Source organism: Anaerostipes amylophilus, assembly GCF_025567365.1.
GTDB classification, from domain to species: Bacteria; Bacillota; Clostridia; order Lachnospirales; family Lachnospiraceae; genus Anaerostipes; species Anaerostipes amylophilus.
Genome location: NZ_JAOQJG010000003.1, coordinates 231,654 through 248,339 on the forward strand (window position 1 = coordinate 231,654; position 16,686 = coordinate 248,339).

Consider the following 16,686-nt stretch of genomic DNA (forward strand, 5'->3'; position numbering starts at 1 on the left):
TCTTAGATATAATATTGAAAGTAAAGTATGGTAAAAGAGCCTGTATGTCTATTAGATATGCAGGTTTTTTCCTATTTACTTAATGTCTGAGAATTTCCTTGCTATAACTTAAAGATATGGCAAACCGTTAAATATATATATTTTAAAAAATGATTTTGTGATGATATACTCTGTGTATAGCTTAAAAACAAGGCAAACAAAGGAGAACATCAGATGAGTAAATTACAAGAGCCATTTCGATATGATTATGTAGGAAGCTTTTTAAGAACAGAAGAATTAAAGAAAGCAACAACACAATATAACGAAAACAAGATCACAAAAGAAGTATACGATAACATCGTAAATGAAGAGATCGCAAAATTAGTAGCAAAACAAAAAGAATTAGGATATCATGTGATTACGGACGGAGAGTTCAGAAGAACTTACTGGCATTTAGATTTTATGTGGGGATTTGAAGGCGTAGCACATGAACAGACAGGAAGTGGAGTACAGTTCGATGGAGAATTAGCTTCTTTAGAAGACACGTATCTGGTAGGGAAGATCAAAGCGAAGAAGCATCCATTTGTGGAGTATTTTAAATACTTAAAGCAGTTTGAAGATGAAAATACAATTGCAAAATATACAATTCCTGCACCAGCACAGATGTTTCAGCAAATGATCGTTCCAACAAACATTGAAACGACAAGAAAATATTATGCGACAAATGAAGAACTGATTCAGGATCTTGGTGTTGCATATCAGGATGTGATCAAACAGTTTTATGAAGCAGGATGCCGTAATCTTCAGTTAGATGACTGTACTTGGGGAGCAATTGTGGGAGATGCTGCAAAACAAAGATATAAAGCATTAGGAATTGATCTTGAAGATGTGAAGAAACAGCTGCTTACAGTGAACAACCTTGCATTAGAAGGAAGACCAGAAGATATGGTAATTACGTCACATATCTGTCGTGGAAATTATCATTCTACATTCTTCACAAGTGGTCCGTATGATACAGTTGCAGACTATGTATTTGCAAAAGAAAATGTGGATGCACTTTTCCTTGAATATGATGATGAAAGATCTGGAGGTTTTGCGCCACTTAAGAAAGTATCCGAAGACAAGAAAGTTGTTCTTGGACTGATCACAACAAAGAAACCAGATCTTGAAGATAAAGAAAAAGTGATCAACAGAATTAAACAGGCAACAAAATATATTCCACTGGAACGATTATGCTTAAGTCCACAGTGTGGTTTTGCTTCCTGCGCAATTGGTAATAAATTAACAGAAGAAGAACAGTGGGCAAAATTAAAATTAGTGAAAGAAATTGCAGAGGAAGTCTGGGGAGAATAAAATTTTTGCACACAAATAAGTAGTGTGTTTGCAAAAAAGATAAGATAAAAATGAAACAAGGAGGTACTGTTTATAAGCAGCAAACCTCCCTGTTTTATTTTTTGTATAAACAAATATTAATATTCTACAGATACCAAAAATAACCCTTGAGGCGGAGCGGTAATCCCAGCATCGGCGCGTTTCGTAGATTCCAAAGCCTTTGTAATATCTGCAGGTTTGATCTTTCCACATCCAACTTCAACTAAAGTTCCAGTAAGAATTCGGACCATGTTATGCAGGAATCCATTTCCTGTATAAGTAATCTGGATTTCTTTTTTCATCTTCTTGATCTTGATATCATAAATCGTACGAATCGTAGATTTTTTTGTCTTTTTAATAGAAGAAAATCCCTTAAAATTATGAGTTCCGATGAGCAAAGATGCAGCTTCTTCCATTTTTTTAATATCCAAAGTTTCTGGGAAATACCAAAGATATTTACGTTCAAAAACATTCGATACCCCAGGAATCGCAATACGGTAAAGGTAAGTTTTTTCTTTTGCATTTAAACGACTGTGAAAACGTTCGGAAGCTTCAGAAACTTCAACAATACCAATATCTGATGGTAGATATTTTGTAAGATACTCTTTGATATCACCAAGAGACATCATACAGTTTGTATGGAAATTAGCCACTTGTCCATAAGCATGAACACCTGCATCGGTACGACCAGAACCATTAATATTGACATCTTCTCCAGTCATTTTTGATAGGACAGCTTCAAGCTTTCCCTGAATTGTATTGGCACTAGAATCACCACCAAGTCGCTGCCATCCTTGATAACGAGAACCATCGTATTCGATTGTTAATCTGATATTACGTTTCATATATGTATAAATCCTTTCGTTGCAAATATATTGTTGTTATAAAACAGATTTATTATAACGAAAAAAATAAAAGGTAGCAATAAAATTCTGACTCATACTACGGAGTTTATATTGACGAAAACCATTAGTAAATGATAAAATTAAAACATCTAATCCATACATCTGCAAAGCATTTGGTGGAGAAGATAAAACCGTAATTTATTAGAACAATTTTAATATAGATAAATAAGAAAACTCTGACGGCAAGGATGATCCAAGCAGGAATAGTTACGAAATAAGGATTTATAGAACCATTTTTCTGACATTTTGCCGGAGAGATGGTTCTTACTTTATAGGAAAATTCTATAAAGCAAGAAGCCGTCCGAGTAGGATTTTTTCTTTATAATAGGAGGATAACATGTTAAAAGTAGCAATCTATGGAAAGGGTGGTATTGGAAAGTCCACAGTAACATCCAATCTCGCGGCAGCTTTTGCCAGTATGGGAAAACGTGTCATTCAGATCGGTTGTGATCCAAAAGCCGATTCTACGATCAATTTACTAGGAGGAGAGCCGCTTCGTCCAGTGATGAATTTTATGAGAGAAGAAGATGAAGAACCAGATGAGCTTGCACAGATTTCAAAGGTAGGTTATGGAGGAATTCTTTGTATTGAGACAGGTGGACCAACACCGGGGCTTGGATGTGCAGGACGTGGAATCATTGCAACATTCCAGCTGCTTAAAGATATGGAATTATTTGAAAATTATAAACCGGATGTTGTTTTGTATGATGTCTTAGGGGATGTTGTCTGTGGAGGATTTGCGGCGCCGATCCGTGAGGGATATGCGGATAAGGTTTTGATCGTTACATCTGGAGAGAAGATGGCATTATATGCGGCCAATAATATTTCCAGTGCAGTCAGAAACTTTGAGGACCGAAGCTATGCCAAGGTGTTTGGTATTGTGTTAAATCACAGAAATGTAGAAAATGAGAAAGAAAAAGTACAGGCATTTTCAGATAAGATCGGGGTGCCGATCGTAGGTGAAGTCATGAGAAGTGATGACATTATCCATTGGGAAGAACAGGGTAAGACAGTGATCGAAGGTGATCCGACATCCGAGATCAGCAAATGTTTCTTTGATCTTGCCGAATTATTATGGAAGGAAGAGGAAAAAGAATGAAGCAGGAAGCATATTTTTGTACGGTAAAAGAGCTAAATGAATTAGGAAAAGAACAGATTCCTGACCAGTTGATCTCCCATACACATTTAATCTATAGTTCTCCGGCAACATTGGCATTCAACTCTCCAGGAGCAGAAGGATTTGGTGTTAAACGTGCAGGGCTTGCGGTTCCGGATTCAATTATGCTGATCGTATCTCCAGGGTGTTGTGGACGTAATACATCCGTGCTTAGTTCCATGAGAGCTTATCATGACCGTTTTTATTATCTATTGATGGATGAGACGGATATTGTAACGGGAAGACATTTAAAAAAGATTCCAAAAGCAGTTGCAGAAATCTGTGAGGGACTTGAGAAGAAGCCATCTGTTGTGATGATCTGTATTACATGTGTGGATGCATTGCTTGGAACGGATATGGAGCGTGTCTGTCGTAAAGCAGAGGAATATGCCAAAATTCCTGTTAAGCCATGCTATATGTATGCTCTGACAAGAGAAGGAAGAAAGCCGCCAATGGTGCATGTTCGTCAGTCTATTTATTCACTCTTGGAACCAAAGAAGAAAAAAGGAAATGTAGTGAATTTATTAGGTTATTTTTCACCAATCATTGATGATTGTGAGCTATATGATCTGCTTCATGGAGCAGGGGTAAAGATAATCCATGAGATTTCCAGATGTAAAGATTACGAGGAATATCAGACGATGGCGGAAGCAAACTTTAATCTGGTATTACATCCGGAAGCACGTTTTGCAGCCGAAGACTTTCATGATCGATTAAAAATTCCATATATCGAGCTGCGAAGACTCTATCAGATCGATAAGATCGGCAGTCAGTATCGTGCATTTGGAGCGGCATTAGGTATCGAGTTTGATGATGAAAAACCACGAAAAGAAGCCGAAGATGCAGTCGCAAAATTTAAAGAAGCTCATCCGGATGCATCATTTGCGGTCGGAGAATGGATGAATGGAGATCCATTTGAACTTGCACTTGCACTGGTACGTTATGGATTTCGTGTGCCAGAGATTTATGGAACATTATCTGGAGAAAACTTTATCTATGTAAAACAGTTAGCGCAGATCAGTCCGGAAACAAAAGTTTTTTCAAATCTGGAACCAACGATGCTTTATTATGATGGAAAAGACTCTGGTGTTAATATGACCATAGGAAAAGATGCAGGATATTATCACAAAGAATGTCCAAATGTACTCTGGAACGAAGAACGACAGCCATTTGGATATGCAGGTGTACGCAGACTATTTGAGGAATTGATGGAGGTGTAACATGAGAGGACTAAGAAAATATCTGACACCATTTGCACCAGATCAGTCAGGAGCGGTGTCTGTATTATATGAATTTGGTGGAATTATCGCCATTTGCGATGCTGGTGGTTGTACCGGAAATATCTGTGGATTTGATGAGCCACGATGGTTTGAGAGTAAAAGTGCATTATTTAGTGCGGGACTTCGTGACATGGACGCAATCCTTGGACGTGATGATAAGTTGGTAGCGAAACTTGCGGATGCAGTGACAAAATTGGATGCAAAGTTTGCAGCGATCATCGGGACACCAGTTCCAGCAGTGATCGGAACAGATTACCATGCGTTAAAACGTATGACAGAGAAAAAAGTAGATCTTCCGATCATGACTGTGGATACAGATGGAATGGCATTGTATGATGAGGGTGAAGAAAAGGCATGGATGGAGTTATTTCTTACATTTGCAGGTCAAAAAGAAGAAGTGGTAAAGGATCGAATCGGTATTCTTGGAATGACCCCACAGGATGTCAGTGATCTGCATGCAGCAGACCGTATCAGAGAACATTTTGCAAAAGAAGGGAAAACAGCGGTTTGTTATGGGATGGGAAATGGACTTGATGATGTAAAATCAGTTTCTAATGTAGAAAAAAATATCGTTGTATCGCCAGCTGCCATAAAAGCAGCTCAGTATTTGGAACGAACGTATGGGACACCATATGAAATGGGTTATCCACTAGTCGATGAACTGGTTTGTGATATGGATTATCATGGGAAAAAGATACTGATCGTACAACAGCAGGTGATCGGATGTGCAATTCGTGAAGAAATATTAAAAAAAGCACCCGATGCACAAGTAACAGTTACAAGCTGGTTTATGATGAAACCAGAACTTCGCAAAGACACGGATCTGCATTTACGTGATGAAGATGATTATATCAATCTTGTGGAAAAGGAAGCGTATGATGTCATTTATGCAGATCCATGTATGAAACGAATGACACCAAAATTTGACGGAAATTTTATTGATACAATACATTTTGCAGTATCAGGGCATTTGGCAGAGGCAAGAGGATCAGAAGATTAGCACGATACGATAGGAGAAAAGAGTGTATAAAAGTGAAATGACATGGCGCATTCGCGTATATGGTATTGTTCAGGGTGTTGGATTTAGACCAACAGTCAGCCGTCAAGCGACAGCACATGGAATTTATGGAACGGTCTGTAATAAGGGACCATATGTGGAAATTTATGCGCAAGGTAAAAAAGAGAAGATCGAAGGATTTTTAAATGGATTAAAAGAAAATCCACCAAAACGAGCAGCTATTTTGAAAATAAATATAGAAGACATTACGGAAGAGAACGAACTGCATTTTGAAACATTTGATATCATTGAGAGTGAAAAAACAAAAGGAGAAATCTTTGTTTCCCCAGATATCGCAATCTGTGATGAATGTAAAAAAGAGTTGTTTGATCCAAAAGACAGACGATATCTGCATCCATTTATCAACTGCACCTGTTGCGGTCCAAGGCTTACGATTCTGGATGCACTGCCATATGACAGAGAACGTACAAGTATGAAAGAATTTCCGATGTGCCCAGAGTGCGCAAAGGAATACACAGACGAGAAATCCAGACGTTTTGATGCACAGCCGGTGTGCTGTAATGAATGCGGACCAGAAGTCTATTTGATCGGCAGAAAAGAACGAGGACGAGATGCAATTATATATACACGAAAGATGATCAGTGAAGGAAAGATCGTAGCGATCAAAGGAATCGGAGGTTTTCATCTGTGCTGTGATGCGACAAATGAAGAAGCAGTCAAACGTCTGAGAATCTTAAAGAAACGCCCAGCAAAGCCTTTTGCAGTGATGGCGAAAGACGAAAAAGTTGTGAAACAGGAATGTGTCGTGACAAAGGAACAGGAAGCGATTCTTACAGGACATCAAAAACCAATCTTGTTATTAGATAAAGAAAATGATGGAAAATTAGCATCTTCCGTAGCACCAGGAAATCCAAAAGTTGGTGTGATGCTTCCATATGCACCAGTACAGTTATTGATCTTTCAATACGATGATGAAATCAAAATGCCAGAACTTTTGGTCATGACCAGTGGAAATACTTCTGGTGCACCAATCTGCCGTGAGGACGACGAAGCGATTTCTGAATTATCCAATTTATGTGATGCAATGTTGTCGCATAACCGAAAGATTAGAATTCGTTCTGATGATACGGTTATGGATTTTTACAAAAATGAACCATATATGATCCGTCGATCCAGAGGTTATGCACCATTGCCATTTATGACATCCACGGATTGGAAAGGCCAGGTGCTGGCGGTTGGCGGCGAATTAAAGAATACATTTTGTATCGGCGTGGACAGCAGATTTTATCAGTCACCATATGTAGGGGATTTAGAAGATTTAAGAACCGTAAAAGCATTGCAAGAAACGATCCATCGTTTTCAAACATTGTTGGAAGTAGAACCACAGGCTGTAGTCTGTGATCTGCATCCAAAATACAATTCTACGGTTGTGGCAGAAGAGCTAGGCTATCCGATTATCCGAGTGCAGCATCATTATGCACATATCTTATCCTGTATGACAGAAAATGACTGTGAAGATCCAGTTATTGGAGTTTCATTTGATGGAACCGGATATGGAACAGACGGCACGATCTGGGGTGGAGAAATCTTGCTTGCAGATTATGAAAGCTTTGAAAGATTTGGAAGTATCACTCCATTTTTACAGATTGGTGGAGATGCTTCTGCAAAAGAAGGATGGCGTATTGCGGTATCCATGATCTATGGTTATACGAAAGACCGCAAAAAAGCATGGGAGATCATAGAGAAACTTGGTCTTTGTAGCGAACAGGAAAGCAAAGTTCAGTTTACTATGGCAGATCGTAAGATCAATGCGGTAGTTTCAACAAGCGTTGGACGACTGTTTGATGCAGTCAGTGCGATCCTTGGAATTAGATTGAAATCAGGGTTTGAAGGAGAAGCATCGACAGCGTTACAGTTTGCAGCAGAAGCATATGAACAACAAAATATTTTACAGGAACAAAATGAATTAGTAGATATATTAATATATGAAACAGAAGAACGGTTGATCTTAAATACAAAGATGCTTGTAGAAAAGATCACAGAAGCAAAACTACAAGGGGAAGACAGCAACAAACTTGCATATCTGTTTCATGAGATATTAGCGCAACAGATTACCGCCGCTTGTATCAAAGCAAAAGAAAAAAGCGGCAGAGATAAGGTAGCCCTGAGCGGTGGAGTATTCCAAAACCGTTTATTGCTGCGTTTGACAGAAGAACAATTGGCACAGGAAGGATTTACCGTATTGCGACATCGTATGATTCCACCAAATGATGGAGGAATCGCGATCGGACAGGCGGCATATGGAATGTATCAGTTACAAAATAATAGGAGGATATAATAATGTGTGTAGGTTTATCAGCGAAAGTAGTAAAAATAAATAATGGAACAGCAGTGATCGATGCAGATGGGGCTAAAAGAGAGATTTCTGCCCAATTGTTAGAAGATTTAGAACCAGGGGATTATGTTATGGTTCATGCAGGTGTAGCAATTGCAAAGATTACGGATGAAGATGATAACGAGACAGAAGAGTTAATGGAGGAATTCTTATCATGAAAACAGCCAGAGAGATCATAGAAACTTATGATGGTCCGAAAGTGCGGATCATGGAGGTGTGCGGAACGCATACACACGAGATTTTCAGGCTTGGAATCCGTAAACTTCTTCCCAAACAGGTAGAACTGATTTCAGGACCGGGCTGTCCAGTTTGTGTCACACCAGTTAGTTTTATCGATGAGGCGATATACCTTGCATTAGAAAAAGATGTAACGATCTGTACATTTGGCGATCTGGTACGAGTACCTGGAACAAAGATGAGTCTTGCAGGAGCCAGAGAACAAGGCGCGAAGATTCATGTCGTGTATTCACCAGCAGATGCTGAAAAATATGCTAAAGAACATAGTGAAGAACAGGTGACATTTTTATCTGTTGGATTTGAAACAACAACACCAGCAGGATGTCTTTCTGTCAAGGCAGCCAGAGAAGATCATCTTGATAATTATTCTATTTTGGTTGCAAACAAAACGATGCCTCAAGCTTATGAAAAATTAAAGAACAGTGCCGATGTATTTTTATATCCGGGACATGTTAATGCGATCACAGGAACACGTTTGTGTGAGGATTTGACCAAAGAAGGAATCAGCGGAGTTGTGGCTGGATTTACAGCAAAAGAATTGTTAACAGCACTGGCGGTTTCACTCGTAAAATTCCAGGAAGGAAAGCCATTTTTTGTAAACTGCTATCCACGTGTGGTAACACGGGATGGAAGCAAGGAAGCTCAGGTACTTGTCGATGAGATGATGGAAGCATGTGACTGTGAATGGAGAGGACTTGGTATTATCCCTAAATCCGGAATGAAATTAAGAAAAGAATGGCAGGATTTCGATGCAAGGATCAAATACCAGATGCCAAAGATCGAAGGAAAACCAAACCCAGCATGCCGTTGTGGGGATGTACTTCAGGGAAAATGCAAACCATCTGATTGCAAAGTATTTGGAAAAGGTTGTACACCACAGCATCCAGTCGGAGCCTGTATGGTATCTGGAGAGGGAGCCTGTTCTGCATACTATCAGTATTCATAATTGTACAAAGAATTACCAGTGTTTAAATAGGAAAGAAGGAAAAAACAACATGGAAAATAAAACAGTAACGATGGCACATGGTGCCGGTGGAAAACAGACATCTGAATTGATCGATGAAGTATTTAAAGCACATTTTGCAAATGATGATCTGACAGCAGATGATGCAGCAGTCTTAGTCCCACCAGCAGGAAAAATGGCAGTATCAACCGATGGATTTATCGTATCACCAGCATTTTTCCCAGGAGGAAATATCGGGAAACTTTCTATCTGTGGAACTGTAAATGACCTTGCATGTATGGGAGCTAAACCATTGTACCTTACCTGTGCTTTTGTGATCGAAGAAGGATATCCAATGGAGAAACTTGAAGAGATCGCTACAGCGATGGAAAAAACAGCAAAAGAAGCCGGAGTGCATATCGTATCAGGAGATACAAAAGTTGCAGGAAAAGGACAGGTTGATGGAGTCTTTATCACAACGACTGGAATGGGCCAGATCGAAGAAGGTGTAACAGTCGGTGGAGAACTGGCAAAACCGGGAGACGCGATCATTGTAACAGGTGATATCGGACGACATGGATGTACAATCTTGTTAGAGAGAGAAGATTTTGGAATTGACGCAGATGTGACGAGCGATTGTGCACCTTTATGGAATACAGTCAAAGCAGTGATGGATACAACACATGATTTGCATGTTATCCGCGATGCGACAAGAGGTGGTGTAGGAACTGTCTTATATGAGATCGCAGGCCAGAGCAATGTAGGAATCCGTTTAAATGCAGAAGCGGTTCCAGTACAGCCAGAAGTAAAAGGAGTTTGCGGCATGCTTGGATTAGAACCATTATATCTGGCATGTGAAGGAAGACTTGTTATCATGGCATCAAAGAAAGAGGCAGAAGCAATCGTGGAAACATTGAAAAAATGTCCATATTCAGCAAATGCAGCAATCATTGGTGAAGTTATGGAAGAAGAAGCTGGAAGAGTTATCATGGAGACAGAGATCGGTACACAGGCATTACTTCCACAGCCGGGAGGAGAGCTTTTACCTAGAATCTGTTAAATAGGAGGAAGATGTAAGTGATCAGGATAGCAGTATATGGAAAAGGTGGAATTGGAAAATCAACGACCGTTTCCAATGTGGCAGCAGCATTGTCAGAAATGGGACTTAAGGTCATGCAGATCGGCTGTGATCCAAAAGCGGATTCTACGATATTACTCTGTCATGGAGAAGCTGTTCCGGCAGTGCTTGATCTATATAATAGGAAAAAACAGGCATTGAAACTTGATGATATGATACGCATTGGTTATAACGGCGTGATCTGTGTGGAAGCTGGAGGACCGACACCGGGACTTGGATGTGCCGGGCGTGGGATCATCACGGCTCTTGAAAAATTAAAAGAGCTTGGTGCATATGATGTATACAAGCCAGATGTGGTTTTATACGATGTATTAGGAGATGTCGTATGCGGCGGATTTTCCATGCCGATGCGAGGCGGTTACGCAGATAAAGTATTTATCATTACATCCGGAGAAAATATGGCAATTCATGCAGCAGCCAATATAGCCATGGCAGTGGATAACTTCAAAAATCGTGGATATGCTGAACTTGGAGGCTTTATTCTAAATCGCAGAGACGTTCCTAGAGAAGAAGAAAAAGTAGAAGAGCTGGCAGATGATTTTCAAACAACAATTGTTGGCACATTATCACATAGTGAGCAGGTAATCTTAGCAGAGGAACAGAAAAAAACATTGCTGGAGTGTTATCCAGAAAGTGAAATGGCAGAGGAATATCGTGTGCTTGCAAGGCAGATATATCGCATATGCGGGGAGGAAATCTAATGTTACGTCGTGTAGGTGAAACCATTGATCCAAAAGATGCGATGGTAAAAATAAAAGATGCATCATTCCCAGCTCCGTTTGCTTCAGAACTTGAATATAATTCTCCAGTGCACGGGAACTGGAATATCGTACACACAGGAATGCAACTTCCAGAATCCATTCAGATCTATGTCTGTGCAGATAACTGTATGCGAGGTGTCGTCCTCACTGCAGCGGAAATGAATGCAGCAGACCGTTTTTCCTTTGTGATCGTAGAGGAGCAAAATATCTTAAATGGGAATCTGGAAGATATTACCATCGAAGGTGTGACAGATGTATTAAAGAAACGAGACGATCATCCCAAAGCTGTTTTACTCTTTACGGTTTGTCTTCACCATTTTGTTGGAAGTAATCTTGACTATATTTATAGCGAATTAGAGAAACGTTTCCCTGATATCTGTTTTATTCGCTGCTATATGGACCCAATCATGCAAAAACATGGATTAACTCCAGATCAGAAGCTTCGAAAAGCAATGTATGATCCTCTTATAGAGTGTAAACCATATGATAAAACAGTATCTGTATTGGGAAGTGATTTTGCTCTAGATGAAAGCAGCGATATTAAACGTTTATTAAAGAAATATAATTATAGAATATTTGAGTTGCCAAAATGTAAAAATTGGCAGGATATGATGGAAATGAGCAAGGGAAAACTGTTTATAAACTGCTACCCAGCTGGAAAATACGGAATGGAGACACAGGCAAGGCGTCTTGGACGCGAGTGCTTGTATCTTCCTGGAAGTTTTGATTATGATGAAATAGAAGAACAGTTAAAGAAGCTTACAGATACTCTTGGTTTACCAGAACTTACAGAAGATGAACGAAAACAAGAAAGACAATCATGTGAACAAGCACTTGCCAAAGCAAAAGATTTGATCAAAGATATGCCGATCACATTGGATTATCTATACCATCCAAGACCTCTTGGACTGGCAAAATTGCTCATTACCCATGGATTTTGTGTAAAATCAGTCTATCTGGATGCGATCAATCCAGAAGAAAAGGACGATTTTATCTGGCTTCAAAAACATGCACCAGAACTTGAGCTCATTGCAACGATCCAAGTAAAGATGCGTGTATTGCCAAGAGGCGGCAGTGAAGAAGTACTTGCGATCGGACAGAAAGCCGCATATTTTAGCAAAAGCCGCCATTTTGTCAATCTTGTACAGGGAGAAGGATTATATGGATTTGATGGAATCAGACGAACGACCGAACTTATGATGGATGCATATCTTAAGGAAAAAGATACACAAAAATTAGTAATACAAAAGGGATGGGGGTGCGAGTGCTGCTTATGAGACAATCTTATCGAATTATACCAATTTATACAGCTGACGTGTCAGGCGTGTGTTCTGCATTGTATGAATTAGGTGGCATGACAGTGATGCACGATCCTTCTGGATGCAACTCCACCTACAATACTCATGATGAACTTCGCTGGTACGATCAGGATAGCTTGATTTTTATTTCTGGTCTGACGGAAATCGATGCGATCATGGGAAATGATCAAAAATTTATTGATGATATTGAGCATGCAGCCAAACAACTGCATCCAAAATTTATCGCATTAGCAGGTTCACCAATTCCATTTATGAATGGAACAGATTTCCCTGCAATTGCCCATGTGATCGAGGCAGAAACCGGGATTCCAACATTTTCAGTGCCAACGAATGGCATGAATGATTATGTGTATGGAGCAGGGATCGCATTGGAAGAAATCGCAAAACGTTTTGTAAAAGATCCAGAGAAACAAGATCAAAAAGATTCTACTTCAAAAGCTGTAAATCTGTTAGGAGTAACCCCTCTTGATTTTGGGCCACAGGAAAATGTAGAAATATTAAAACAAAATCTGCAAAAATGCGGATGGGAAGTGATGTCCTCATGGGCAATGGGAGATGACTTAGAAACACTGCAAAGATCAGCACAAGCAGATGTAAATTTAGTTGTATCAGCAGTGGGGCGTCGTGCAGCAAAGATTCTTTGGAAAACATACAAAATTCCTTATGTGATCGGGACACCAAATGAATGGTTGACAGAAGATATTTGTAATGCATTGGAGCTTGCAGTTACAAAGAAGGAAAATCAAAAAGCTGTATATTTACAAAAACGTATGCCCAAGGAAGCCAAGATCACTCTGATCGGAGAGCCTGTCACTATGGGATCACTTGCAGCAGGGATTGAAAAACACTATGGACACTCAACGCGTGTGCTATGCCCATTAAAAGAATGTGAAGCTTTGATTGGAGAGAAGGATAAAGTAGTACTTGGAGAAGAAGCAATGGAAGAAGAACTGAAAAACGCAAAGATCATTGTGGCAGATCCACTGTATAAGCCAATCTGTCCAAAGAATAGCACATTTTATGAACTTGCTCATGTAGCATTTTCAGGAAGAATCTATTTTTAAATGATAAGTGTATTTACAAATATACAGAAAACCATGGAGATCAATCAGATGTTAAAAAGACAAGAACATTTTTTTCAAAGCCAAAAGACAAAGGATTATGAATTTCGAAAGAAAGCACTTTTACGTCTGGAATATGCAATCAAAAAACATGAAAAAGAAATCGAACATGCATTGTATAAAGATTTAGGAAAATCATGCTTTGAGTCCTATATGACAGAGATTGGTATGGTAAAAAGTGAACTTTCTTATATAAAGAAAAATCTGAAAAGATGGATGAAACCAGAACAGGTAAAAACACCACTTGCCCAGTTCCCATCCAAAAGTTTTAAGATCAAAGAACCCCTTGGAAAGGTTCTGATCATTGCACCATGGAATTATCCAATTCTTTTATCCCTGCAACCACTCATTGGAGCGATTGCTGCAGGAAATTGCAGTGTCTTAAAGCCATCGGAACATGCACCGCATTGTGCGAATCTTTTAAAGAAGATGATTGGTGAAGTTTTTCCATCTCATTACGTTGCTGTGATCAATGGAGGTGTAGAGATCAGTGAAAAACTTCTGGAACAGTCATTTGATCATATTTTCTATACTGGAGGAGAACAAGTCGGCAAGATCGTGATGGAAAAAGCATCGAAACATTTAACACCGGTAACCTTAGAATTGGGTGGAAAAAGTCCTTGTATCGTAGAAGAAAGTGCAGATATCAAACTGGCAGCAAAGCGAATTGTTTTTGGAAAATTTCTAAACAGTGGGCAAACATGTGTTGCACCAGATTATATTTTGGTAGATAAAAAAGCAGAAAGTGAGCTGATCTTTTACTTAAAATACTGGATCAACAAAATGATCGGGAAACATCCTTTGTCTAATAAGGATTATCCATCTATGATCAACACAAGACATTATCAGCGGATTATGGATCTTATGAAACATGAAAAGATCGTAGAAGGCGGTTATGGCGATATGAGATTAAAAAAGATCGCACCAACGATTCTTGTGAATGTAAAAGAAAAATCAAATGTTATGCAGGAAGAAATTTTTGGACCAATACTTCCAGTGATGACATATGACAAATTAGCAGATGCGATCATTTATATCAGAGATCATAACAAACCGTTGGCATTGTATTTATTTACAGAAAATGATAAAGTAGAACAAGATGTACTTTCACAGTTGTCTTTTGGCGGCGGCTGTATCAATGATACGATCATCCACCTTGCAACTCCATATCTAGGATTTGGAGGAGTTTCTAACAGCGGAATGGGAACTTATCACGGAAAGAAAAGCTTTGATACTTTTACACATGAAAAAAGCATCATAAAAAAATCAGACAAGATCGACATTCCAATCCGCTATATGCCATATAACAAAGCCAAAGAACAATTGATGAAGTTTTTTCTGAAATTATAAGATAAGGAGCAACTTTTATGGAATTTACAAACGTATTACCAGGAGTCAAACTGGTAAAACAAAATGAAGCAGGAAATGAAGAAGAACTTTTTCTTTCACAAAATGATCATGTGATCGTAAAGACATTAAATGGAAGAGAAATCAAAGGTATTTTTATGCAGATTGAATTTGCAAGATGTCTGGAAGAAGATGATATTGTGCATGTGCATAAAGACAATGGGGAAAATGAAGGAATCCCATTTGATACGATCGATGATATTATTAAGGGTTAAGAAAGAAAAAGAGGATTAAGATTTATATGGAAAATCAGAATCAAAATGTCAGTGCAGACAATATTTACAAGTTGAATGGAAGAGTTCCATTATCTAAAGCAATCCCATTTGGACTGCAGCATGTGCTGGCAATGTTTGTATCCAATCTTGCACCAGTACTGATCGTCTGTAGTGCAGCATTTGTACATGGAACGAATCATCATTTGACTGGAGCAGAAATCACACAGTTATTACAATGTGCGATGTTTGTTGCAGGAATCGGTACGTGTCTTCAGTTATACCCAATCTGGAAGATCGGATCGAGGCTTCCGATCGTTATGGGAGTCAGTTTTACTTTCCTTGGAAGTTTATTGATGATTTGTACAAATCCAGATCTTGGATATGAAGGAATGGTAGGAGCGGTCATTGCCGGAGGTATTTTTGAAGGAATCGTAGGTTTAAGTGCCAGATACTGGAAACGATTTTTAACACCTGTTGTTTCGGCCTGTGTTGTTATCGCGATCGGATTATCCTTACTATCCGTAGGAATGAATTCCTGGGGAGGCGGAGATGGAGCCAAAGATTTTGGATCATGGTATCATCTTTTTATCGGAGCATTTACACTGATCGTCTGTCTTGCAGCCAGATACATCTTAAAAGGTGTATATAAGAACTTAAATGTATTAGTCGGACTGGTCTTAGGATACCTTCTTTCTGTGATCTTTACCGTTGCAGGAATTGCACCACTGGTTGATTTCTCTGGAATTTCAAAAACAATCGCACAGGTTGGCGTTGTAAGTATTCCGAAACTTGTATTCTTTACAAGCCTTAAACCAGTCTTTGATCTTGGAGCATTTTTTACGATTGCGATCGTATTCCTTGTATCAGCAGCAGAGACAACGGGTGCGACAACAGCCATCTGTACTGGAGCACTTGGAAGAGATATTGAAATGGAAGAATTACAGGGATCATTAGCAGCTGATGGATTTTCCAGTGCGATTTCTGGTTGTTTTGGATGTCTTCCATTAACATCATTCAGCCAGAATGTTGGACTTGTCACAATGACAGGAGTTATTAATCGATTTACAATCTTAATGGGAGCATTGATTTTAATCCTAGCATCGTTATTTCCACCACTGGGAGCGTTTTTTAATTCTCTCCCACAGGCAGTGCTTGGTGGATGTACGGTTATGATGTTTGGATCTATCATGTATGAAGGAATCAAGATGTTAAAAGAATGTGAGTTTGATGATCGTACAATGGTGATTGTATCTTTAGCATTTTGTATCGGAGTTGGACTGACTCAGACATCTGGAAACTTTTTTGCAGCATTTCCGAAGGAAGTTGGGGATATCTTTAATGGGAATGCAGTTGCGGGAGTCTTTGTAGTGTCATTAATTTTGAGTTTAGTACTTCCTAAAAGTAAAAAAAGTGAATAATATTTATAATCTTTGAGTATGTT

General features: G+C 39.1%; 15 protein-coding genes. 14 read left to right on the forward strand and 1 reads right to left on the reverse strand.

Features of this window, described 5'->3' with window-relative positions; genetic code table 11:
- Positions 1-213 precede the first annotated feature (213 nt).
- Positions 214-1,332, forward strand: a complete 1,119-nt coding sequence (locus OCV53_RS05570) for a 5-methyltetrahydropteroyltriglutamate--homocysteine S-methyltransferase (RefSeq protein WP_055196994.1) — start codon at positions 214-216, stop codon at positions 1,330-1,332.
- 116 nt (positions 1,333-1,448) lie between these two features.
- Here OCV53_RS05570 and truA read toward each other — a convergent pair whose 3' ends face one another.
- Complete coding sequence (truA, locus tag OCV53_RS05575; protein ID WP_055196996.1) at positions 1,449-2,195, reverse strand: tRNA pseudouridine(38-40) synthase TruA; 747 nt, start codon at positions 2,193-2,195, stop codon at positions 1,449-1,451.
- 397 nt (positions 2,196-2,592) lie between these two features.
- Here truA and OCV53_RS05580 point away from each other — a divergent pair, with 397 nt between their 5' ends.
- From OCV53_RS05580 to OCV53_RS05640, 13 genes are read left to right on the forward strand one after another with little or no spacing between them, the layout of a single operon-like run.
- Positions 2,593-3,354 carry a nucleotide-binding protein gene (locus tag OCV53_RS05580; protein WP_022375453.1) on the forward strand — a complete coding sequence of 254 codons (762 nt, stop codon included), beginning with the start codon at positions 2,593-2,595 and terminating at the stop codon, positions 3,352-3,354.
- A complete protein-coding gene (locus OCV53_RS05585; RefSeq protein ID WP_055196999.1) occupies positions 3,351-4,631 on the forward strand; it encodes a nitrogenase component 1 in 1,281 nt (426 codons plus the stop codon). The genes OCV53_RS05580 and OCV53_RS05585 overlap by 4 nt, the downstream gene beginning before the upstream one ends.
- 1 nt (position 4,632) lies before the next feature.
- Positions 4,633-5,691, forward strand: coding sequence for a nitrogenase component 1 (locus tag OCV53_RS05590; RefSeq protein WP_055197001.1), 1,059 nt, complete (start codon positions 4,633-4,635; stop codon positions 5,689-5,691).
- 37 nt (positions 5,692-5,728) lie between these two features.
- Positions 5,729-8,047 carry a carbamoyltransferase HypF gene (gene hypF, locus OCV53_RS05595; RefSeq protein WP_055197204.1) on the forward strand — a complete coding sequence of 773 codons (2,319 nt, stop codon included), beginning with the start codon at positions 5,729-5,731 and terminating at the stop codon, positions 8,045-8,047.
- 2 nt (positions 8,048-8,049) lie between these two features.
- Positions 8,050-8,262: a HypC/HybG/HupF family hydrogenase formation chaperone gene (locus tag OCV53_RS05600; RefSeq protein ID WP_022375457.1), complete on the forward strand. Its 213-nt coding sequence runs from the start codon at positions 8,050-8,052 to the stop codon at positions 8,260-8,262.
- Positions 8,259-9,287, forward strand: a complete 1,029-nt coding sequence (hypD, locus tag OCV53_RS05605; protein WP_055197003.1) for a hydrogenase formation protein HypD — start codon at positions 8,259-8,261, stop codon at positions 9,285-9,287. Before OCV53_RS05600 ends, hypD begins: the two co-directional genes overlap by 4 nt.
- A 49-nt stretch (positions 9,288-9,336) precedes the next feature.
- Positions 9,337-10,344, forward strand: coding sequence for a hydrogenase expression/formation protein HypE (gene hypE, locus OCV53_RS05610; RefSeq protein ID WP_022375459.1), 1,008 nt, complete (start codon positions 9,337-9,339; stop codon positions 10,342-10,344).
- Between the two features lie 17 nt (positions 10,345-10,361).
- Complete coding sequence (locus OCV53_RS05615; RefSeq protein ID WP_055197005.1) at positions 10,362-11,123, forward strand: nitrogenase iron protein NifH; 762 nt, start codon at positions 10,362-10,364, stop codon at positions 11,121-11,123.
- A complete protein-coding gene (locus OCV53_RS05620; protein WP_055197007.1) occupies positions 11,123-12,460 on the forward strand; it encodes a nitrogenase component 1 in 1,338 nt (445 codons plus the stop codon). The genes OCV53_RS05615 and OCV53_RS05620 overlap by 1 nt, the downstream gene beginning before the upstream one ends.
- On the forward strand, positions 12,457-13,566 hold the full coding sequence (locus OCV53_RS05625; RefSeq protein WP_055197010.1) for a nitrogenase component 1: 1,110 nt from the start codon (positions 12,457-12,459) through the stop codon (positions 13,564-13,566). Before OCV53_RS05620 ends, OCV53_RS05625 begins: the two co-directional genes overlap by 4 nt.
- Before the next feature lie 33 nt (positions 13,567-13,599).
- Positions 13,600-14,973 carry an aldehyde dehydrogenase gene (locus tag OCV53_RS05630; RefSeq protein ID WP_055197206.1) on the forward strand — a complete coding sequence of 458 codons (1,374 nt, stop codon included), beginning with the start codon at positions 13,600-13,602 and terminating at the stop codon, positions 14,971-14,973.
- A 17-nt stretch (positions 14,974-14,990) separates the two neighbouring features.
- The gene (locus OCV53_RS05635) at positions 14,991-15,245 is read left to right on the forward strand and encodes a hypothetical protein (RefSeq protein WP_022375464.1); all 255 of its coding nucleotides are present in this window, start codon (positions 14,991-14,993) and stop codon (positions 15,243-15,245) included.
- A gap of 26 nt (positions 15,246-15,271) precedes the next feature.
- Complete coding sequence (locus OCV53_RS05640; RefSeq protein ID WP_022375465.1) at positions 15,272-16,663, forward strand: uracil-xanthine permease family protein; 1,392 nt, start codon at positions 15,272-15,274, stop codon at positions 16,661-16,663.
- Positions 16,664-16,686: the final 23 nt, after the last annotated feature.